Source organism: Streptomyces sp. NPDC054887, from assembly GCF_053610585.1.
Genome location: NZ_JBSGYQ010000015.1, coordinates 114,457 through 135,127, shown reverse-complemented (window position 1 = coordinate 135,127; position 20,671 = coordinate 114,457). Strand labels below are relative to the sequence as shown.

The window sequence follows — 20,671 nt, the reverse complement described above, 5'->3', positions numbered from 1 at the left end:
GGACCGGCACACGGTCCCGCCCGCCGCCCCTTCCCGGCCCGTCACCCGGACTCGTTACGGCCACTTCGGTGACTCGGTGCTTATGCGCGGCATCCGTCTGTCACTCTGTTCCTTGTCGTCAGCGGCGTGAGCAGAGAACCGACGGGGAGCCGCACAGTGGGGTCCATTCCGAGGCAGCGGAAGAGTACGTACCGCCCGACGCACCTGCCGGCCGGGCTGCCCGATCCGCAGGCGGCGGCCTGGACCAGCCTGCCCGGGAACCCGCTCGCGCCGGCCGCCGCGCGGCGCTTCGTCCGCGCCGCGCTGGCCGAGTGGACCGGGCTCGGCCTGCCGGCCGCCGAGGGCTTCACCGGCCGTGTCGCGGACGACGCGGTGATCCTGGTCAGCGAGCTGGTGACCAACGCCGTCGTCCACGCGGGCACCAACGTCGAGCTGGTCTGCCACCTGGAGGAGGCGACGGAGGACGACCCGGCCGCCCTGGTCGTCGAGGTCTCCGACCACCACCCCGCCCGCGTCGTGCGCAACGAGCCCGGCGGATCGCCCGCCACCGGCGGCCTGGAGTTCGGGCGCGGCCTGCACCTCGTCGCCGCCCTCTCGTCGTGCTGGGGCGTCACCTACCGCACCGGCCTCAAGACCGTGTGGGCCCGGATCGCCATCGAGGGCGTACCCGCGGCCGCGCACGCCGGGCCGGCCGACAGCCCCGAGCAGGCGCTGCAACGCGGTCTGCGCGCCGCCGAGATCCTGGCGCCCGTGCCCCGGCGGTCGGCGCGCGAGTACGACAGCGACTGGATCAACCGGGGCGCGCTGTCCTTCCTGGCCGAGGCGTCCGACCTGCTGACCGGTCAGTTCGACGAGGACATGATCGCGGCGCTGGCCGCGCAGCTCCTCGTGCCGAGACTCGCGGACTGGTGCGCGGTGTGGCTGGAGGAGGAGGGCGCCGCGCCGCGCCTGTCCCGCGTCTGGCACCAGCGCGAGTCCAGCATCGAGGAACTGCGCCGGCACGTCGAGAAGGAGCCGCCGCCCGCGCTGCCGGAGTCCGCGCGCGGCGGGCCGGTGCCCGTGCCGTGGCCGGGCGTACCCGCTCCGGAGGCCGCCGACGGCACGGACGGCGCCGAGGGCGGCGACGGCGGCCCCGCCGGTGACGGCGCGGCGGTCGCGTACCGGCTGATCGCCGGCGGACGCGGGCTCGGGACGCTGATGCTGGGGCGGGCGGCGCTGGAGCGGATGCCCGACGAGGTCACCGGCCTGATCGAGGACTTCGTACGCCGGGTCGCGCTGGCGGTGGCCGCCGCACGCCAGTACACGCGGCAGGCCACCATCAGCCACGTCCTCCAGCGGGCGCTCCTGCCCGGTCAGATGGCGGACATCCCGGGCGTGGCGAGGGCGCTGGTCTACGAGCCGCGCGGGCAGGGCGTGGCCGGCGGCGACTTCTACGACGTCTTCCCCGGGGTGAAGGGCAGCTGGTCGTTCTCGCTAGGCGACGTCCAGGGCAACGGCCCCGAGGCGGCCGTCGTCACCGGCCTCGTCCGCCCCTGGCTGCGGCTGCTCGCGCGCGAGGGGCGGTCGGTGGGCGAGGTGCTGGGCCGGCTCAACGGGCTGCTGCTCGACGACGCGGTGGAGGCGGCGGAGGCGACGGCGCGGATGGCGGTGGCCTCGGCGGGCGCTCCCGTCACGCCGGGCGGCCCGCTGCTGGGCCCCCTGGCCCTGCGGGACGCGGCGCCGCAGCCCCGCTTCCTCTCGCTGCTCTACGGCGAACTGGTGCCGCTCGCGCCCGGGGACGGCGGCGGGGCGCGCTGCACGCTGGCCTGCGCCGGACATCCCCTGCCGCTGGTACTGCGGCCCGACGGGAGCGTGCGTCCCGCGGCGGCCTCCCAGGTGCTGCTCGGCGTCGTCGACGACGTGACGTACGACAGCGAAACGTTCGTCCTCGCGCCCGGCGACACCCTGCTGTGCGTCACCGACGGCGTCACGGAGCGGCGCTCCGGGCGGCGCATGTTCGACGACGCGGACGGGCTGGCGGCGGCGCTGGGGCGGTGCGTGGGGCTGAGCGCGCAGGGGGTGGCGGAGCGGATCATGCGGGAGGTGCACGATTTCTCCTCGACGCCGCCCGACGACGACGTGGCGCTGCTCGTCCTCCAGGCGACGTGAGCGGAGCTGTGACAATGGGGGCATGCCTTCAGTCCTGCCCGACGGTGAGCCCATGCCCCACGACGGGGCGCTGCCCGCGCACGCCCTGGCCGGCGCGGCACAGCGGCCGCTCGGTTTCTACCTGCACGTCCCGTACTGCGCGACCCGCTGCGGCTACTGCGACTTCAACACCTACACGGCGACCGAGCTGCGCGGCTCGGGCGGCGCGCTGGCCTCGCGCGACAACTACGCGGACACGCTGGTGGAGGAGGTCCGCCTGGCCCGCAAGGTCCTCGGCGACGACCCGCGCCCGGTGCGGACGGTCTTCGTGGGCGGCGGTACGCCGACGCTGCTGGCGGCGGGCGACCTCGTACGGATGCTGGGGGCGATCCGCGACGAGTTCGGCCTCGCGGACGACGCGGAGATCACCACGGAGGCCAACCCCGAGTCGGTGGATCCGCGGTATCTGGCGCAGCTCCGGGAGGGCGGCTTCAACCGGGTCTCCTTCGGGATGCAGAGCGCCAAGCAGCACGTACTGAAGATCCTCGACCGCACGCACACGCCCGGGCGGCCGGAAGCGTGTGTCGCGGAGGCGCGGGCGGCGGGCTTCGAGCACGTGAACCTCGACCTGATCTACGGCACGCCGGGCGAGTCCGACGCGGACTGGCAGGCGTCGCTGGACGCGGCGATCGGGGCCGGCCCCGACCACGTCAGCGCGTACGCGCTGATCGTCGAGGAGGGGACGCAGCTGGCGCGGCGGATCCGGCGGGGCGAGGTCCCGATGACCGACGACGACGTGCACGCGGACCGGTACCTGATGACGGAGTCCGCACTGTCCGCGGCCGGGTTCGAGTGGTACGAGGTCTCCAACTGGGCCACGTCCGAAGCGGCGCGGTGCCTGCACAACGAGCTGTACTGGCGCGGGGCGGACTGGTGGGGCGCGGGCCCCGGCGCGCACAGCCACGTGGGCGGGGTGCGGTGGTGGAACGTCAAGCACCCGGGCGCGTACGCCCAGGCGCTCGGCGACGGCCGCTCGCCCGGCGCCGGGCGCGAGGTGCTGCCCGAGGAGGACCGGCGCGTCGAGCGCATCCTGCTGGAACTGCGGCTCGCGGACGGCTGCCCGCTGTCGCTGCTCGCCCCCGCCGGGCTCGTGGCGGCGGAGCGGGCGCTGGCCGACGGCCTGCTGGCGGCGGAGCCGTTCGCGGCGGGCCGGGCGGTGCTGACCCTGCGCGGCCGGCTGCTGGCGGACGCGGTGGTCCGGGACCTGGTGGACTGATCGCCCGGGCAGGTGAACCGCGGCGGGCGCGAGTCCGGCACCTGCCCGGGTGTCAGGCCCCGTCGCCGGCCGTGACGAAGTCGATCAGTTCCTCCACCCGCCCCAGGAGCGCCGGCTCCAGGTCCCGGTAGGAGCGGACCGAGCCCAGGATCCGCTGCCACGCCGCCCCGGTGTTCTCCGGCCAGCCCAGCGCCCGGCACACACCCGTCTTCCAGTCCTGCCCCCGGGGCACCTTCGGCCACGCGGCGATGCCCACGGCCGACGGCTTCACCGCCTCCCACACGTCGATGTACGGGTGGCCGACCACCAGGACGTTCGCGTCCGTGACCTGCGCGGCGATGCGGGACTCCTTCGAGCCCGGGACCAGGTGGTCGACCAGGACGCCCAGCCGCGCGTCCGGGGCCGGACCGAACTCCGCGACGATCGCGGGCAGGTCGTCGATGCCCTCCAGGTACTCCACGACCACGCCCTCGATGCGCAGGTCGTCGCCCCACACCCGCTCGACCAGCTCCGCGTCGTGGCGGCCCTCGACGTAGATCCGCCCAGCCCGCGCCACCCGCGCCCGCGCGCCCGGCACGGCCATCGAGCCGGACGCCGTACGGGTGGGACGCGGCGCGGCGGCGGCCGGGCGCACCAGGGTGACGACGCGGCCCTCCAGCAGGAAGCCGCGCGGTTCCATCGGGAACACCCGGTGCTTGCCGAAGCGGTCCTCCAGGGTCACCACCGGGCCCTGCGCCGTCTTCTCGCACCGGACCACGGCGCCGCAGAACCCGGTGCCCACCTCCTCCACCACCAGATCGGCCTCGGCCGGGACCTCGGGAGCGGGAGCGGTCTTCTTCCAGGGCGGGGTGAGATCCGGCCCGTACTGTCGGCTGCGCATTGCGCCGACGATAGTCCCGTGCCCAGGTCAGGACACGCCGAACCGCTCCGCCAGCGCGTCACGCTGCGCCCGCACGTACGCCGCGTCCACCACCGCCCCGTGCCCCGGCACGTACGCCGCGTTCTCGCCGCCGAGCGCGAGCAGCCGGTCCAGGGCCGCGGGCCAGCGGCCCGGGTGGGCGTCGGAGCCGGCCTGCGGGGTGCCGGACTCCTCGACCAGGTCGCCGCAGAAGACGACCTCGGGGCTCCCCGGCACCAGTACCGCCAGGTCGTGGCCGCTGTGTCCGGGGCCGACGTTGGCGAGCAGCACCTGGCGGCCGCCGCCCAGGTCCAGCGTCCACTCGCCGCACACCAGGTGGTGCGGCGCCACCAGTACGTCCGCCGCCTCGGCGGCGGCGCCCCGTTCGACGCCGTGCCGCACGGCGTCGTCCCGCAGCGCGTCCCGCTCGCGGCGCAGCAGCTCGTCCACGCCCACCGCCCCGTAGACCTGGGCGCCCGCGAACGCCGCCGTGCCCAGCACATGGTCGAAGTGCGGGTGGGTGAGCGCGATGTGCGTCACTCTCCGGCCGGGACCGAGGAGCCGCTGCGCCTGGGTCCGCAGCTCGGCGCCCTCCCGCAGCGTCGCCCCCGTGTCGATCAGCAGCGCCCCGCCGTCGCCTCCGGCCACCAGGCCCACCGTCGCGTCCCACACGGGCATGCGGCGTCGTCCCACGCCCTGTGCGAGCCGCTCCCAGCCCGCCTCTTCCCAACTGACGTCCATGCCGCGACGCTAGTGCCATCACCGGGGACCTCGCCCGCTGAACAGGGCCGTCGCGCGACATCGTGACCGGGCCGCCCTTGCCCCGTGCGTACCTGCCCGCCGTACACTGGCCGGGGAACTGCTGGCACTCGCCCGCAGCGAGTGCCAGGCGCAGGCCGAACGACCGACCAGCTGGAGGTGGTGCGAGATGCTCAGCGAACGCCGACTTGAGGTGCTGCGCGCCATCGTCCAGGACTATGTGGGCACCGAGGAGCCCGTCGGCTCCAAGGCGCTCACGGAGCGGCACAAGCTCGGTGTGTCCCCCGCCACGGTCCGCAACGACATGGCGGTCCTGGAGGACGAGGGTTTCATCGCCCAGCCGCACACGAGTGCGGGGCGCATCCCGACGGACAAGGGCTACCGGCTCTTCGTCGACAAGCTCGCGGGCGTCAAGCCCCTGTCGTCGCCCGAGCGCCGCGCCATCCAGAACTTCATGGACGGGGCGGTCGACCTCGACGACGTCGTGGCCCGTACGGTCCGGCTGCTCGCGCAGCTGACCCGGCAGGTCGCCGTCGTGCAGTACCCGTCGCTGACCCGGTCGACGGTTCGGCATGTGGAACTTCTCTCGCTGGCCCCCGCCCGCCTGATGCTCGTGCTCATCACGGACACCGGCCGGGTCGAGCAGCGCATGATCGACTGCCCGGCGCCCTTCGGCGAGACGTCCCTCGCGGACCTGCGGGCCCGGCTCAACAGCCGGGTGGTGGGCCGCCGCTTCGCGGACGTGCCGCAGCTGGTGCAGGACCTTCCCGAATCCTTCGAGGCGGAGGACCGGGGTACCGTGTCCACGGTGCTCTCCTCTCTCCTCGAGACCCTGGTGGAGGAGACCGAGGAGCGGCTGATGATCGGCGGAACCGCCAATCTCACCCGCTTCGGGCACGATTTCCCCCTCACCATCCGGCCGGTGCTGGAAGCGCTGGAGGAGCAGGTCGTGCTCCTCAAGCTGCTGGGTGAGGCAACGGACTCAGGCATGACCGTACGGATCGGGCACGAGAACGCCCACGAGGGGCTCAGCTCCACGTCCGTCGTCGCGGTCGGCTACGGTTCGGGCGACGAAGCAGTCGCCAAACTCGGCGTGGTCGGACCGACCCGCATGGACTACCCCGGAACGATGGGAGCGGTACGCGCAGTGGCACGTTACGTCGGACAGATCCTGGCGGAGTCGTAAGTGGCCACCGACTACTACGCCGTACTCGGCGTACGCCGCGACGCTTCCCAGGACGAGATCAAGAAGGCATTCCGGCGGTTGGCGCGTGAGCTCCACCCGGACGTGAATCCCGATCCCAAGACGCAGGAGCGCTTCAAGGAGATCAACGCCGCGTACGAGGTGTTGTCGGACCCGCAGAAGAAGCAGGTCTACGACCTCGGCGGCGACCCCCTCTCGCAGGCCGGCGGCGGAGCCGGCGGCTTCGGCCAGGGCGGCTTCGGCAACTTCTCCGACATCATGGACGCGTTCTTCGGCACGGCGTCGCAGCGCGGCCCGAGGTCGCGCACGCGGCGCGGCCAGGACGCGATGATCCGGCTGGAGATCGACCTCAACGAGGCGGCCTTCGGCACCACGAAGGACATCCAGGTCGACACGGCCGTCGTGTGCACCACGTGCTCCGGCGAGGGCGCCGCACCCGGCACCTCCGCCCAGACCTGCGACATGTGCCGCGGCCGTGGCGAGGTCTCGCAGGTCACCCGGTCCTTCCTGGGCCAGGTCATGACCTCGCGCCCCTGCCCGCAGTGCCAGGGCTTCGGCACGGTCGTACCGACGCCGTGCCCGGAGTGCGCCGGCGACGGGCGTGTGCGCTCGCGCCGGACCCTCACGGTCAAGATCCCGGCCGGTGTCGACAACGGGACCAGGATCCAGCTCGCGGGCGAGGGCGAGGTCGGCCCGGGCGGCGGCCCCGCCGGCGACCTGTACGTCGAGATCCACGAGCTGCCGCACGCGGTGTTCCAGCGGCGCGGTGACGACCTGCACTGCACGGTCACCATCCCGATGACGGCGGCGGCGCTGGGCACCAAGTGCCCGCTGGAGACGCTCGACGGGGTCGAGGAGATCGACGTACGTCCGGGCACGCAGTCCGGTCAGTCGATCCCGCTGCACGGGCGCGGCGTCACGCACCTGCGCGGCGGCGGGCGCGGCGACCTCATCGTGCACGTCGAGGTGCTGACCCCGTCGAAGCTGGACCCGCAGCAGGAGGACCTGATGCGCCAGCTCGCGAAGCTGCGCGGCGAGGAGCGCCCCACGGGCCAGTTCCAGCCGGGGCAGCAGGGGTTGTTCTCGCGCCTGAAGGACGCGTTCAACGGGCGGTAGGCGGGCGTTGGCCGGCCGGGGGTCCGGGGGTCGGCCCCGGGGAGAAGCCGTCAGCCGGGGCAGCAGGGGTTGTTCTCGCGCCTGAAGGACGCGTTCAACGGGCGGTAGGCGCTCGCCCCGGCGCAGGCGGAAGCCTGGATTCGGCGCGGTGCGGAGGGCATGAAACTATGCGTTCATGTCCTCCGCACTGACCGATCTCTGCCGTTATCCGATCGTGCAGGCCCCCATGGCGGGCGGCGCCTCCAGTCCTCAGCTCGCCGCCGCCGTCTGCGAGGCCGGCGGTCTCGGGTTCCTCGCCGCCGGTTACAAGACCGCGGACGGCATGTACGAGGAGATCAAGCAGCTGCGGGGTCTGACGAGCCGGCCGTTCGGCGTCAACCTGTTCATGCCGCAGCCGAGCCACGTCGACCCCGCCGCCGTCGAGGTCTACCGCCACCAGCTCGCCGGCGAGTCCGACTGGTACGACACCCCCCTCGGCGAACCCGACAACTGCGCCGACGACGGCTACGAGGCCAAGCTGGCCATCCTCATCGACGACCCGGTCCCGGTCGTCTCCTTCACCTTCGGCTGCCCCACCCGGACGGTCCTCGACGCCTTCGCCAAGGCCGGCACCCTCACCGTCGTCACGGTGACCACGCCCGAGGAGGCCCAGGCCGCGCAGTGGGCCGGCGCCGACGCGGTGTGCGTCCAGGGCGTCGAGGCGGGCGGCCACCAGGGAACGCACCGCGACGACCCCAAGAACGACGGCAGCGGCATCGGTCTGCTGTCCCTGATCACGCAGGTCCGCGAGACCGTCCAGCTGCCGGTCGTCGCGGCGGGCGGGCTCATGCGCGGCGCGCAGATCGCCGCCGTGCTGGCCCTGGGCGCGGACGCGGCGCAGCTCGGCACCGCGTTCCTGGTGTGCCCGGAGTCCGGTGCCAACGCCCTGCACAAGCAGGCCATGACCAATCCGCTGTTCGTCCGCACGGAGCTCACCCGGGCGTTCTCGGGACGCCCCGCACGCGGCCTCGTCAACCGCTTCATGCGCGAGCACGGCCCGTATGCCCCGGCCGCCTACCCGCAGGTGCACCACATCACCTCGGGGCTGCGCAAGGCCGCCGCCAAGGCGGGCGACGCGCAGGGCATGGCGCTGTGGGCCGGGCAGGGGCACCGGCTGGCGCGCGAGATGCCGGCCGGCCGGCTGGTCGAGGTGCTGGCGGCCGAGACCGACGCGGCGCGGGCGGCGCTGGACCTGCGGGGCGCGGGCGGTGCGGTGTGACCGCGCCGGTGTTCGTCGTCGACGCCGTACCGGCGAAGGGCCGGTTCGTGCTCGAAGGCCCCGAGGGGCGGCACGCCGTCTCGGTGCGGCGGCTGCACGCGGGGGAGCACGTCGTCCTGACCGACGGGCGCGGTACGGGCGCGGCGGGGGTGGTGCTGGCGGCCGAGGGCAAGGACCGGCTCGTCGTCGACGTGACGGACGTGACCGCGGAGCCGGAACCGGTGCCCCGCATCACCGTCGTACAGGCGCTGCCCAAGGGCGACCGGGGCGAGGTGGCGGTCGAGACGATGACGGAGACCGGCGTCGACGCGATCGTGCCGTGGCAGGCGGCGCGCTGCATCACGCAGTGGCGCGGCGACCGGGGCGCGAAGTCCCTCGCGAAGTGGCGGGCGACGGCCCGGGAGGCGGGCAAGCAGTCGCGCAGGCTGCGCTTCCCCGAGGTCGCGGACGCGCTGACGACGAAGCAGGTGGGCGCGCTCCTGGCCACGGCCGACTTCGCGGCCGTCCTGCACGAGGACGCGTCGGTGGGCAGCGGGGCGCTCGCCACCGCCGAGCTGCCGGAGACAGGTTCCCTCGTGCTGGTCGTCGGTCCCGAAGGGGGCGTGTCCCCCGAGGAGTTGGCGCTGTTCGCCGGCGCGGGAGCGAAGCCGTACCGGCTGGGCAGCAGCGTGCTCCGTACGTCGACGGCCGGTACGGCGGCGGCGGCGCTGCTGCTGGGGCGCACGGGCCGCTGGTCCTGACCCGGCCCGGGAGTCGCGGGCCGCGGCACGGACGGCATGCGGCCATACTTGATCAGTACATCCCGAGCAGCCGGAACCGAGGAGGCCAGGACCATGGCGGGTGAACCCCAGGCAGACTGCCTGTTCTGCAAGATCGTGGCGGGGGAGGTGCCGGCGACGATCGTCCGCGAGACGGAGACCACCGTGGCGTTCCGCGACATCAACCCCCAGGCGCCGACGCACGTCCTCGTCATCCCGAAGGCGCACCACCCCGACGCCGCCTCGCTGGCCGCGGCCGAGCCGACGATCCTCGCGGACGTGCTCGCCGAGACCGGCAGGGTCGCCGCCGACGAGAAGGTCGACGGCACCGGCTACCGCGTCGTCTTCAACACCGGGTCCGGAGCGGGCCAGACCGTCTTCCACGCGCACGCGCACGTACTCGGCGGACGCGGCCTCAACTGGCCCCCCGGATAGGACGTCTTCCGTGTCCGCACGCGAGCTCGTGGTCCTCGGCACCGCCAGCCAGGTCCCCACCCGGCACCGCAACCACAACGGCTACCTGCTGCGGTGGGACGGCGAGGGCATCCTCTTCGATCCCGGTGAGGGCACCCAGCGCCAGATGCTGCGCGCCGGTGTCGCCGCCCACGACATCAACCGGATCTGCGTCACCCACTTCCACGGCGACCATTCCCTCGGCCTCGCCGGAGTGATCCAGCGCATCAACCTCGACCGCGTCCCGCACCCCGTGACCGCCCACTACCCGGTGAGCGGGCAGCGCTTCTTCGACCGGCTGCGGTACGCCACGGCCTACCGCGAGACGGTCCGGCTCACCGAGGCGCCGGTCGCCGGGGACGGGCCACTGGCGACCGGACCCTCGTACGTCCTCGACGCGGTCCGGCTGTCGCACCCCGTCGAGTCGTACGGCTACCGGCTCACCGAGCCGGACGGGCGCCGCATGCTGCCCGAGCTGCTCGCCCGGCACGGCATCAAGGGCCCCGACGTCGGCCGCATCCAGCGCGAGGGGCGGCTCGGCGGCATCACGCTCGACGAGGTCAGCGAGGAGCGGCGCGGGCAGCGGTTCGCGTTCGTCATGGACACCAGGCTCTGCGACGGGGTGCACGCCCTCGCCGAGGGCTGCGACATGCTCGTCATCGAGTCGACGTTCCTCGACGAGGACATGACGCTCGCCGCCGAGCACGGCCACTTGACGGCCGGTCAGGCGGCGCGGGCCGCGCACGAGGCGGGCGTGCGCCACCTGGTCCTCACCCACTTCTCGCAGCGCTACAACGATCCGGCTGTCTTCGAGCAGCAGGCCCGCGCGGCCGGGTTCGACGGCGAGCTGACCGTCGCCGCCGACCTGCTGCGCGTGCCCCTTCCCAAGCGCCACCCCCTCAAGTCCTGAGCCACCGGCTCGCTTTCCCCCACGCGATCGACGAGAAGACCCCCCATGCACCTCCCCAAGGCCGAACTGCACCTCCACATCGAAGGCACCCTCGAACCCGAGCTCGCCTTCGAACTCGCGGCCCGCAACGCCGTGGTGCTGCCGTACTCCACCACCGAGGAGCTCCGCCGCGCCTACCGGTTCGAGGACCTCCAGTCCTTCCTCGACCTGTACTACGCGCTGATGGCGGTCCTGCGCACCGAGGACGACTTCGACCGGCTCGCCGACGCCTACCTGGCGCGGGCCGCCGCACAGGGGGTGCGGCACGCCGAGATCTTCTTCGACCCGCAGGCGCACACGGCGCGCGGCGTGGACATCGGCACGGTCGTCGAGGGACTGTCCCGGGCCCTGGACCGGGGCGAGGAGCGGCACGGCGTCTCGACGCGGCTGATCATGTGCTTCCTGCGCGACGAGTCCGCCGAGTCCGCGATGGAGACCCTGGAGGCCGCCCGGCCGTACCTGCACCGCATCGCGGCCGTCGGCCTGGACTCGGCCGAGGTCGGCCACCCGCCGTCGAAGTTCCGCGAGGTGTACGAGGCGGCCCGGGAGCTGGGGCTGCGCGCGGTCGCGCACGCGGGCGAGGAGGGTCCGCCGGCGTACATCTGGGAGGCGCTGGACGTCCTCGGCGTCGAGCGCGTCGACCACGGGCTGCGCTGCATGGAGGACCCGGAGCTCGTGGCGCGGCTCGTGCGCGACCGGGTGCCGCTGACCCTGTGCCCGCTGTCGAACGTACGCCTGCGGGCCGTCGACGCCCTGGCGGACCACCCCCTGCGGGAGATGATGGAGGCCGGGCTGCTGGTCACCGTGAACTCCGACGACCCCGCCTACTTCGGCGGGTACGCCGGGGACAACTTCCACGCGGTGCGCGAGGCGCTCGGGCTCGGGCAGGAGCAGTTGCGCGAGCTGGCCCGCAACTCCTTCCGCGCGGCCTTCCTCGACGACGACGAGAAGCGCAGGGAGGCGTATCTCGCCGAGGTGGACGCCCATGTCTTCTGATCCCGCCGGCGCCGGGACCGTTGACGCCCGTGCGGGCGCCTCTCTACGCTGCATTCCCATACGTGGACGTCGTCTGCATACGGAGATGAGCTGTTGTGGCGGACCTGACCATCGCGGAAGTCCGGCTGACCCCCGTCCTCATCTCCGACCCACCCCTCCTCAACGTCCAGGGCGTACACCAGCCGTACACTCCGCGCCTGGTCGTGGAAGTGGTCACGGCCGACGGCGTCACCGGGGCGGGCGAGACGTACGGCGACACGAAGTACCTCGAACTCGCACGACCGTACGCGGATCTGCTGACCGGCCACTCGGTCGCGGACCTGAACGGACTGTTCCCGCTGGCGGAGCGGGTCGGCGTGGGCGCCGCGCGGGTGGACCACGCCGTCGACGTCGGCGGGCTGCGCGGCGCGCAGACGGCGGACAAGCTGCGGCTGTCCGTCGTCTCCGCCTTCGAGGTGGCGTGCCTCGACGCGCTCGGCAAGGTGTACGGGAAGCCCGTGCACGCGCTGCTCGGCGGCAAGGTGCGCGACCATGTCGAGTACAGCGCGTACCTCTTCTACCGCTGGGAGCGGCACCCGGGCGGCGCGGGCGAGAGCGACGACTGGGGGGCCGCGCTCGATCCGGCGGGGATCGTGGCGCAGGCCCGGCGGTTCGTGCGGGAGCACGGCTTCCGCTCGTTCAAGCTCAAGGGCGGCGTCTTCCCGCCGGAGCAGGAGATCGCCGCCGTACGGGCGCTCGCCGAGGCGTTCCCGGGTCAGCCTCTGCGGCTCGACCCCAACGGCGCCTGGACAGCCAGGACTTCGCTGAAGGTCGCGGGCGAGCTGGCGGGGGTGCTGGAGTACCTGGAGGACCCCGCGCCCGGGACCGCCGCGATGGCGGAGGTCTCCGCCGGCACGGACGTGCCGCTCGCCACCAACATGTGCGTGACGACCGTCCCCGAGATCCGCGAGGCGTTCCTCACCGACGCCGTGCAGGTCGTCCTGTCCGACCACCACTACTGGGGCGGGCTGCGGGCCACCCGCGAACTGGCCGCCGTCTGCCGGGCGTTCGGCGTCGGCCTGTCCATGCACTCCAACACCCACATGGGCATCAGCCTCGCCGCCATGACCCACGTCGCCGCGACCGTCCCCCACCTCGACCACTCCTGCGACAGCCACTACCCCTGGCAGACCGAGGACGTGATCACCCGGCGCCACACCTTCACCGACGGGCGTCTGGCCGTCTCCGACGCCCCCGGGCTCGGCGTCGAGCTGGACCGCGACGCCCTGGAGCGGCTGCACGGCCGCTGGCTCGACGCCGCCTCGTACGGGGACCTGCGCGACCGCGACGACGCCGCCGCGATGCGCCGGGCGCCGGGGCACGGGTCCTGGCGGGCCCCCGCGCTGCCGCGCTGGTGACGCCGGGAGCGGGCCGCCGTCGTACCGCCGCGAGCTGCCACCGGCGCGTATCGGGCACACTGGCCTGAACCCGCACCACATCACGGGAGCGCACGGTGAGCACGGTGAGCAAGCACGCAGCGGCCACGACAGCGGCCACGGACGGCATCGAGCGGCAGCACGAGGCCACGGACCTCGACCCCCTGGACGGGCTGCGCGAACCCGACGGACCGTGCTGCGACGTGTTCCTCACCGGCACGGTCTTCCTCGACATCATCTTCACCGGCCTCGACAGCGCCCCGGTGCGCGGCACCGAGTCCTGGGCCCGCGGCATGGGCTCGAGCCCCGGCGGCGTCGCCAACATGGCCACCGCGCTGGCCCGCCTCGGTCTGCGCACCTCACTGGCCGCGGCCTTCGGCGACGACCACTACGGCGAGTACTGCTGGGACGCGCTCGCCGGCGGCGAGGGCATCGACCTGAAGATGTCACGGACCGTCCCCGGCTGGCACTCGCCCGTCACCGTCTCCATGGCGTACGAGGGCGAGCGGACGATGGTCTCCCACGGCCACGAGGCCCCGCCGCCGGCCGGGCCGGGCCCCTTCCCCGACTGCCCGCCCCGCGCGCGGGCCGCGATCGCCGCCCTCACGCCCGGCCGGCCGGCGGAGTGGATCGCCTCCGCCGCCCGGCGCGGGGCGAAGATCTTCGCCGACGTGGGCTGGGACGACACGGGCCGCTGGGACCTGGCCGGCCTCGCCGACCTGGAGCACTGCGAGGCGTTCCTGCCCAACGCCGAGGAGGCCATGCGCTACACCCGCACCGACTGCCCGCGCGCCGCCGCACGGGCCCTGGCCGAGAAGGTGCCGGTCGCGGTCGTCACGCTGGGCGCGGAGGGCGCGTACGCCGTGGACGGCTCGACCGGGGAGACCGCCGAGGTGCCCGCCATCGCCGTGGAGGCGCTGGACCCGACGGGCGCGGGCGACGTCTTCGTCGCCGGGTTCGTCACCGGCACGCTGGCCGGCTGGCCGCTCGCCGACCGGCTGGCCTTCGCCGGCCTGACCGCCGCCCTGTCCGTGCAGGAGTTCGGCGGGTCGCTCTCGGCGCCCGGCTGGTCGGAGATCGCGGCCTGGTGGCAGCAGGTGCAGGCGGTCGACGGGCAGGACCCGCAGGCGCTGCGCCGGTACGCCTTCCTCGACGGGCTGCTGCCGGCGGCGACCCGCGCGTGGCCGCTGCGCCGGGCGGTCCCGACGATCGGTTTCCGCAGGCCCGCGTAGCCGCCCCGGGCGCCCGCCGGGGCCGGGTGCGAAAAGACTTCGGCCTTGTCGGTGCACCGTCGTACGCTTGGACGCAAGAGGTTGTCGAGCAGCGAGAACCCTGCAACGGGAGGTATGTGCAGGCCACAGTGCCGGCCCATGACTCAGACACCCACACAGCCGCAGGCCCGCGCCCAGTTCACCGTGCCGGACACACACCCCATGGTGATGGTCCTGGGTTCCAGCGATTCCCTGCTGCGCGTGATCGAGAACGCCTTCCCCGACGTGGACATCCATGTCAGGGGGAACGAGGTCAGCGCGGTCGGCGACCCCACGGAGGTCGCCCTGATCCAGCGCCTGTTGGCCGAGATGATGCTGGTGCTCCGCACCGGACTGCCGATGACGGAGGACGCAGTGGAACGCTCGATCGCCATGCTCAGAGCGAACGGCGCCGGCGGCGGCGCGGAAGCCGCCACCGAGACCCCGGCCGAGGTGCTCACGCAGAACATCCTCTCCAGCCGCGGTCGGACCATCCGCCCCAAGACGCTCAACCAGAAGCGGTACGTCGACGCCATCGACAAGCACACCATCGTCTTCGGCATCGGCCCCGCCGGTACGGGCAAGACCTACCTCGCCATGGCGAAGGCGGTCCAGGCCCTCCAGTCCAAGCAGGTCACCCGGATCATCCTGACCCGGCCCGCCGTCGAGGCGGGGGAGCGGCTCGGCTTCCTGCCCGGCACGCTCTACGAGAAGATCGACCCCTACCTGCGCCCGCTCTACGACGCCCTGCACGACATGCTCGACCCCGACTCGATCCCGCGCCTGATGGCCGCGGGCACGATCGAGGTGGCCCCGCTCGCGTACATGCGCGGCCGGACGCTGAACGACGCGTTCATCATCCTCGACGAGGCGCAGAACACCAGCGCCGAGCAGATGAAGATGTTCCTGACCAGGCTCGGCTTCGACTCGAAGATCGTCGTCACGGGCGACGTCACCCAGGTCGACCTGCCGGGCGGGACGAAGAGCGGTCTGCGCCAGGTCCAGGAGATCCTGGACGGCGTCGCCGACGTGCACTTCTCCCGGCTCACGTCCCAGGATGTCGTCCGGCACAAGCTGGTCGGCCGTATCGTCGACGCGTACCAGAAGTACGACGACAGCCAAAACGGGCTGTGACTTTGAAGCAGGGGTAGATCCAGCACCATGTCGATCGACGTCAACAACGAATCCGGCACCGAAGTCGACGAGCAGGCGATCCTCGACATCGCCCGTTACGCGCTCGCCCGGATGCGGATCCACCCGCTCTCCGAACTCTCGGTGATCGTCGTGGACACGGCCGCCATGGAGCAGCTCCACATCCAGTGGATGGACCTCCCGGGACCGACGGATGTCATGTCCTTCCCGATGGACGAGCTGCGTCCGCCGTCGAAGGACGACGAGGAGCCCCCGCAGGGGCTCCTCGGTGACATCGTGCTGTGTCCCGAGGTCGCCAAGAAGCAGGGCGAGGACGCGGACACGCGGCACTCCATGGACGAGGAGCTCCAGCTCCTCACCGTCCACGGCGTGCTGCACCTGCTCGGTTACGACCACGAGGAGCCGGACGAGAAGGCCGAGATGTTCGGCCTCCAGGCGGCGATCGTCGACGGCTGGCGAGCGGAGAAGGGCCTGACCGGCCCGTCCCCTGCGCCGACCGTCTCATGACCGCCCAGCTGATCACCGGCGCCGTCCTGCTGGTCGTCGTCGCCTGGCTGGCGGCCTGCGCCGAGGCGGGCATCGCCCGCGTGTCCAGCTTCCGCGCCGCCGAGGCCGTACGGTCGGGCCGGCGCGGCAGCGCCAAGCTGGCGCAGGTCGCGTCCGACCCGGTCCGGTACCTGAACGTCGCCCTGCTGATGCGGGTGGCCTGCGAGATGGCCGCCGGCGTCCTGGTGACGTACGCCTGCCTGCGCGAGTTCGACGAGACGTGGGAGGCCCTGGCCGTCGCCATCGGCGTCATGGTCCTCGTCTCGTACGTCGCCGTCGGCGTCTCCCCGCGCACCATCGGCCGCCAGCACCCGCTCAACACGGCGACCGCGTCCGCGTACGTCCTGCTGCCGCTCGCCCGCGTCATGGGCCCGGTCCCGCAGCTCCTCATCCTCATCGGGAACGCCCTCACGCCCGGCAAGGGCTTCCGCAAGGGGCCGTTCGCCAGCGAGGCCGAGCTGCGCGCCATGGTCGACCTGGCCGAGCAGGAGTCCCTGATCGAGGACGACGAGCGCCGCATGGTGCACTCCGTCTTCGAGCTCGGGGACACCCTGGTGCGCGAGGTCATGGTGCCCAGGACCGACCTGGTCTCCATCGAGCGCTTCAAGACGATCCGCCAGGCCCTCACCCTCGCCCTGCGCTCCGGCTTCTCCCGCATCCCGGTGACCGGCGAGAACGAGGACGACATCGTCGGCATCGTCTACCTCAAGGACATGGTCAGGAGGACGCACATCAACCGCGACTCCGAGTCCGACCTCGTCTCGACCGCGATGCGCCCCGCCGTCTTCGTCCCCGACACCAAGAACGCGGGCGACCTGCTGCGCGAGATGCAGCAGGAGCGCAACCACGTCGCCGTCGTCATCGACGAGTACGGCGGCACCGCCGGCATCGTCACCATCGAGGACATCCTCGAAGAGATCGTCGGCGAGATCACGGACGAGTACGACCGCGAGCTGCCGCCCGTCGAGCAGCTGGACGACGGCTGCTACCGGGTGACCGCCCGGCTCGACATCGGTGACCTCGGCGAGCTCTTCGGCTTCGACGAGTTCGACGACGAGGACGTGGAAACGGTCGGCGGGCTGCTCGCCAAGGCGCTCGGCCGGGTGCCGATCGCGGGCGCGCACGCCACGGTGGACCTCCCCGACGGCCGCGCGCTGCGGCTGACCGCGGAGTCCCCGGCCGGCCGCCGCAACAAGATCGTCACCGTGCTGGTGGAGCCGCAGGAGAAGGAGGCGGCATGACGCCGCAGGAGCTCAGGGCGTTCTGTCTGGAATTCAACGCGGCGACCGAGGAGTTCCCCTTCGGCCCCGAGACCTCGGTCTTCAAGGTCCTCGGGAAGCTCTTCGCGCTCAGCGCCCTGGACGCCGAGCCGCTGACCGTCAACCTCAAGTGCGAGCCGGAGATCGCGGTCCGGCTCCGCGCGGAGCACGCCGAGATCGTCCCCGGCTGGCACATGAACAAGCGCCACTGGAACACGGTGACCGTCGACGGGCAGCTCCCGGACCGCATGGTCCGGGAGCTGATCGAGGACTCGTACGACCTGGTCGTGGCCGGCCTCCCCAAGGCGGAGCGCCTGCGGCTCGACCGGGCCTGACACCCGGCTCAGTCCCCGCGCCGGGGCCGCAGCCCCACGCCCACCAGCACCGCCGCCGCCACCACGATCGCCGCGTCCACCGCGAGCACCGTGCGGACGCCGTCGAACAGCGAGCCGTGCGTCGTCGCCAGCACGCCCAGCAGCGGGATGCCGACGGTCAGGCCGACCTGCTGGGTCGTGGTGACCAGGCCGGTCGCCAGCCCCTGCTCCTCGTCGGGGACGCCGGACGTGACGATCAGTCCGTACGAGATGATCGCGCCCAGGTGGCACATGCTCGCCAGGGAGACGGCGGCGGTCGCCAGCAGGGCGCCGGTCCCGGTCCCGACGGCCAGCAGGACGGATACGAACAGACCCTGGCCGAGCAGTGAGCCGACGAGCGTGCGGCGGGCGCCGACGCGGCCGATGACCCGGGGGGCGAGCGTGCCGGCCAGCACGGACAGCAGGCCCTGGAAGCCGAACACCAGACCGGTGCGGAACGCGGAGAGCCCCAGCACGTCCTGGAGATAGAGGGTGAGGACGAAGACGACCGTGCTCATCATCGAGAAGGTCACCAGCCCGCCGATGTTGCCCCAGGCCACGGTCCGGCGGCGCAGCATCGGCAGCGAGACGAGCGGCGCGGCGGCGCGGGACTCGACGTAGACGAAGGCGGCGAGCAGGACGACGCCCGAGACCAGCGTGATCCGGACGTCGACGCCGCCGAAGCCGTGCTCCGCCGCCGTCGACAGCGCGTAGATCAGCGCCAGCAGACCGCCCGTGACGGTCACCGCGCCGGGCAGGTCGAGGCGCGGGCGCTCGGGGTGGCGGGACTCCGGCAGCAGACCCGGCGCGAGGACGAGGACGAGCGCGGCGGCGACGGCCAGCAGGCCCATCGTCGAGCGCCAGCCGAGGGTGTCGGTCATGACGCCGCCGAGCACCATGCCGACGGTGAACCCGAGCGAGAGCAGCGTGCCGCTGATGCCCAGCGCCCGGTCCCGCTGCGGGCCCTCGGGGAACGTGGTGGTCAGCAGCGACATGCCGGTCGGCACGATGGCGGCGGCGCCGAGCCCCTGGAGGGCCCGCCCGGCCAGGAAGGACGCCGGGTCCCAGGCGAAGGTGGCGAGGAGGGAGGCGGCGCCGAAGACGGCGAGGCCCGCGAGGAAGAGCCTGCGCCGCCCGAACAGGTCGGCGGCCCGCCCGAACAGCAGCAGGAATCCGCCCGACGGCAGCGCGAAGGCGGTGACCGCCCACTGCAACGCGGACCGGCTCATGCCGAGGTCCTCGCCGAGGACGGGCAGTGCGACGTTCAGTACGGAGAAGTCGAGGGCCACCATGAACTGGGCGGCGCAGAGCACGAAGAGGATCAGCCGGGCGCGGGCGGAGAGCTTCGCGGCAGCGGGCGCCGGTGCGGACCCCGGCAGCGCGGGGGCGGAGGTGTCTGTTGGCATGCTCGCCACCCTGCGGCCGTCGGAACAACCCTGGGGAGCGGGAACTTATCCTGTTGCTGCCACCACCAGGCAGCGGGACAGGGGGAGTTCATGGAGCGCGTGGCCGCACCGGTCGATCTCAAGGCCCACCGCCTGGGCGAACTGCGCGAGTTCCTGATGAGCAGACGCGCCCGGGTCAGCCCCGCGGACGCCGGACTGCCGGACGGCGGCGGCAGACGGCGTACGCCGGGACTGCGCCGGGAGGAGGTGGCCGTCCTCGCGGGCGTCGGCGTCTCCTGGTATCAGTGGCTGGAACAGGGCCGGGACATCACGGTCTCGCCGCAGGTGCTGGACTCGGTCGGCCGGGTGCTGCGGCTGAGCAGCGCGGAGCGCCGTCACCTGTACGTCCTGGCCGGGCTCAACCCGCCCGCGCCGGAGGTCGATCCCCGGTACGCCGACATGTGCGAGGGGCTGCGGCGGCTGATCGACGCCTGGATGCCGTACCCCGCGCACATCATGGACGCGTACTGGAACACGGTCGTCTACAACGACGCGGCCGGCGCGGTGCTGGGCATGCGGCCCGGGATCACCCAGAACTGCCTGGTGGCCTTCTTCACCGACCCCATCTACCGCTCCCGCGCCAAGAGCTGGGAGCAGAACGCGGCGAACGTCGTCGCCCAGTACCGGGCCGCGTGTTCGGAACGTCCCCAGGACGAGGGCTTCCGCGCGGTCGTCGACGAGGTGCGGGAGCTCTCGCCCGAGTTCGCCGAACTGTGGAAGCGGCGGGACATCGCGCCGGGCGGGCAGGTCCGCAAGGAGATGGAGCACCCGGTGGTCGGCACGCTCGTCGTGGAGTCGACGCAGCTGCGGGTGCCGGCCCGCCCCGACCTGACGATCGTGCTGCACACGGCCCTCCCGGAGGCGGACACGGCGGCGAAGCTGGAGTGGCTGGCGTCGCCGGAGGGGCGGCGCGGCTCGATGTACCCGGTCGCGGGCTGAGCGGTGCCCGCTCCCTATGCTCGGGGGCATGACTGACACCACGCCGAGCACCGAACTCGACCCCGAGGACCGCAAGATCATCACGCTGGCGCGCAGCGCGCGGGCGCGCAACGGGGTGCCGGAGGGAGCGGCCGTACGGGACGAGACGGGCCGTACGTACGTCGCCGGGACCGTCGCGCTCGACTCCCTGCGGCTGAGCGCGCTGCGCACCGCGGTGGCGATGGCCGTCGCGAGCGGCGCGAAGTCGCTGGAGGCGGCGGCCGTCGTGACCGACGCGGAAGGCGCCTCGGACGAGGACCGCGCGGCGGTGCGCGACCTGGGCGGCGCGGGGACGCCGGTGCTGGTGGCGGGGCCGGACGGCGTGCTGCGGGTCAGCGTCACGGCGGGCTGAAGCCCGGGCGCCGCGGCCGGCCGTACGCCCCTCCCCGCACCGGGGCGCCGCCGTACCGCCGCCGGAGGCCGCGCCGCCGGGGCCGGGCGCCCGCCCCCGGGGCGGGCCACTGGTCGGCCCGGCGGCG

20 protein-coding genes are annotated in these 20,671 nt (G+C 73.2%); 17 read left to right on the top strand and 3 right to left on the bottom strand.

Features of this window, described 5'->3' with window-relative positions:
- Nucleotides 1-156: 156 nt before the first annotated feature.
- Nucleotides 157-2,148 carry a SpoIIE family protein phosphatase gene (locus tag ACWGH0_RS11760; RefSeq protein ID WP_453403998.1) on the top strand — a complete coding sequence of 664 codons (1,992 nt, stop codon included), beginning with the start codon at nt 157-159 and terminating at the stop codon, nt 2,146-2,148.
- 22 nt (nt 2,149-2,170) lie between these two features.
- Nucleotides 2,171-3,403, top strand: coding sequence for a radical SAM family heme chaperone HemW (gene hemW, locus ACWGH0_RS11755; protein WP_453403997.1), 1,233 nt, complete (start codon nt 2,171-2,173; stop codon nt 3,401-3,403).
- 52 nt (nt 3,404-3,455) lie between these two features.
- Here the strand turns inward: hemW and ACWGH0_RS11750 are convergent, their stop codons facing one another.
- Together ACWGH0_RS11750 and ACWGH0_RS11745 are read right to left on the bottom strand one after the other, a co-directional pair.
- Nucleotides 3,456-4,283, bottom strand: a complete 828-nt coding sequence (locus ACWGH0_RS11750; protein WP_453403996.1) for a DUF3097 domain-containing protein — start codon at nt 4,281-4,283, stop codon at nt 3,456-3,458.
- 27 nt (nt 4,284-4,310) lie between these two features.
- Nucleotides 4,311-5,042, bottom strand: a complete 732-nt coding sequence (locus ACWGH0_RS11745) for an MBL fold metallo-hydrolase (RefSeq protein WP_453403995.1) — start codon at nt 5,040-5,042, stop codon at nt 4,311-4,313.
- 187 nt (nt 5,043-5,229) lie between these two features.
- Here ACWGH0_RS11745 and hrcA point away from each other — a divergent pair, with 187 nt between their 5' ends.
- The 13 genes from hrcA to ACWGH0_RS11680 all read left to right on the top strand — a co-directional run bounded on the left by hrcA (nt 5,230) and on the right by ACWGH0_RS11680 (nt 17,751).
- Nucleotides 5,230-6,246 carry a heat-inducible transcriptional repressor HrcA gene (gene hrcA, locus ACWGH0_RS11740; RefSeq protein WP_453403994.1) on the top strand — a complete coding sequence of 339 codons (1,017 nt, stop codon included), beginning with the start codon at nt 5,230-5,232 and terminating at the stop codon, nt 6,244-6,246.
- Entirely contained in the window at nt 6,247-7,380 is a 1,134-nt protein-coding gene (gene dnaJ / locus ACWGH0_RS11735; RefSeq protein ID WP_069928814.1) for a molecular chaperone DnaJ, read from the top strand.
- Between the two features lie 175 nt (nt 7,381-7,555).
- A complete protein-coding gene (locus ACWGH0_RS11730) occupies nt 7,556-8,638 on the top strand; it encodes a nitronate monooxygenase (RefSeq protein ID WP_453403993.1) in 1,083 nt (360 codons plus the stop codon).
- Nucleotides 8,635-9,378 carry a 16S rRNA (uracil(1498)-N(3))-methyltransferase gene (locus ACWGH0_RS11725; RefSeq protein ID WP_453403992.1) on the top strand — a complete coding sequence of 248 codons (744 nt, stop codon included), beginning with the start codon at nt 8,635-8,637 and terminating at the stop codon, nt 9,376-9,378. The genes ACWGH0_RS11730 and ACWGH0_RS11725 overlap by 4 nt, the downstream gene beginning before the upstream one ends.
- A gap of 93 nt (nt 9,379-9,471) precedes the next feature.
- On the top strand, nt 9,472-9,831 hold the full coding sequence (locus ACWGH0_RS11720) for a histidine triad nucleotide-binding protein (protein WP_453403991.1): 360 nt from the start codon (nt 9,472-9,474) through the stop codon (nt 9,829-9,831).
- Between the two features lie 10 nt (nt 9,832-9,841).
- Nucleotides 9,842-10,759: a ribonuclease Z gene (locus tag ACWGH0_RS11715; RefSeq protein ID WP_453403990.1), complete on the top strand. Its 918-nt coding sequence runs from the start codon at nt 9,842-9,844 to the stop codon at nt 10,757-10,759.
- Between the two features lie 45 nt (nt 10,760-10,804).
- Nucleotides 10,805-11,794 (top strand): adenosine deaminase, encoded by a 990-nt coding sequence (locus ACWGH0_RS11710; RefSeq protein ID WP_453403989.1) that lies wholly within the window; start codon nt 10,805-10,807, stop codon nt 11,792-11,794.
- Between the two features lie 95 nt (nt 11,795-11,889).
- Nucleotides 11,890-13,191 (top strand): glucarate dehydratase family protein, encoded by a 1,302-nt coding sequence (locus tag ACWGH0_RS11705; protein ID WP_453403988.1) that lies wholly within the window; start codon nt 11,890-11,892, stop codon nt 13,189-13,191.
- Nucleotides 13,192-13,337: 146 nt separating this feature from the next.
- Nucleotides 13,338-14,441, top strand: coding sequence for a carbohydrate kinase family protein (locus ACWGH0_RS11700; RefSeq protein WP_453404003.1), 1,104 nt, complete (start codon nt 13,338-13,340; stop codon nt 14,439-14,441).
- 138 nt (nt 14,442-14,579) lie between these two features.
- Nucleotides 14,580-15,593, top strand: coding sequence for a PhoH family protein (locus ACWGH0_RS11695; protein ID WP_453403987.1), 1,014 nt, complete (start codon nt 14,580-14,582; stop codon nt 15,591-15,593).
- 27 nt (nt 15,594-15,620) lie between these two features.
- Nucleotides 15,621-16,118 (top strand): rRNA maturation RNase YbeY, encoded by a 498-nt coding sequence (gene ybeY, locus ACWGH0_RS11690; protein ID WP_453403986.1) that lies wholly within the window; start codon nt 15,621-15,623, stop codon nt 16,116-16,118.
- Nucleotides 16,115-17,398 (top strand): hemolysin family protein, encoded by a 1,284-nt coding sequence (locus ACWGH0_RS11685; protein WP_453403985.1) that lies wholly within the window; start codon nt 16,115-16,117, stop codon nt 17,396-17,398. The genes ybeY and ACWGH0_RS11685 overlap by 4 nt, the downstream gene beginning before the upstream one ends.
- On the top strand, nt 17,395-17,751 hold the full coding sequence (locus tag ACWGH0_RS11680; RefSeq protein ID WP_453403984.1) for an MmcQ/YjbR family DNA-binding protein: 357 nt from the start codon (nt 17,395-17,397) through the stop codon (nt 17,749-17,751). The genes ACWGH0_RS11685 and ACWGH0_RS11680 overlap by 4 nt, the downstream gene beginning before the upstream one ends.
- Nucleotides 17,752-17,759: 8 nt before the next feature.
- Here the strand turns inward: ACWGH0_RS11680 and ACWGH0_RS11675 are convergent, their stop codons facing one another.
- Nucleotides 17,760-19,175 carry an MFS transporter gene (locus tag ACWGH0_RS11675; RefSeq protein WP_453403983.1) on the bottom strand — a complete coding sequence of 472 codons (1,416 nt, stop codon included), beginning with the start codon at nt 19,173-19,175 and terminating at the stop codon, nt 17,760-17,762.
- A gap of 90 nt (nt 19,176-19,265) precedes the next feature.
- Between ACWGH0_RS11675 and ACWGH0_RS11670 the strand changes: the two genes are divergently transcribed.
- Nucleotides 19,266-20,153 (top strand): helix-turn-helix transcriptional regulator, encoded by an 888-nt coding sequence (locus ACWGH0_RS11670; RefSeq protein WP_453403982.1) that lies wholly within the window; start codon nt 19,266-19,268, stop codon nt 20,151-20,153.
- Between the two features lie 28 nt (nt 20,154-20,181).
- Nucleotides 20,182-20,544: a cytidine deaminase gene (locus tag ACWGH0_RS11665; RefSeq protein WP_453403981.1), complete on the top strand. Its 363-nt coding sequence runs from the start codon at nt 20,182-20,184 to the stop codon at nt 20,542-20,544.
- Nucleotides 20,545-20,671: the final 127 nt, after the last annotated feature.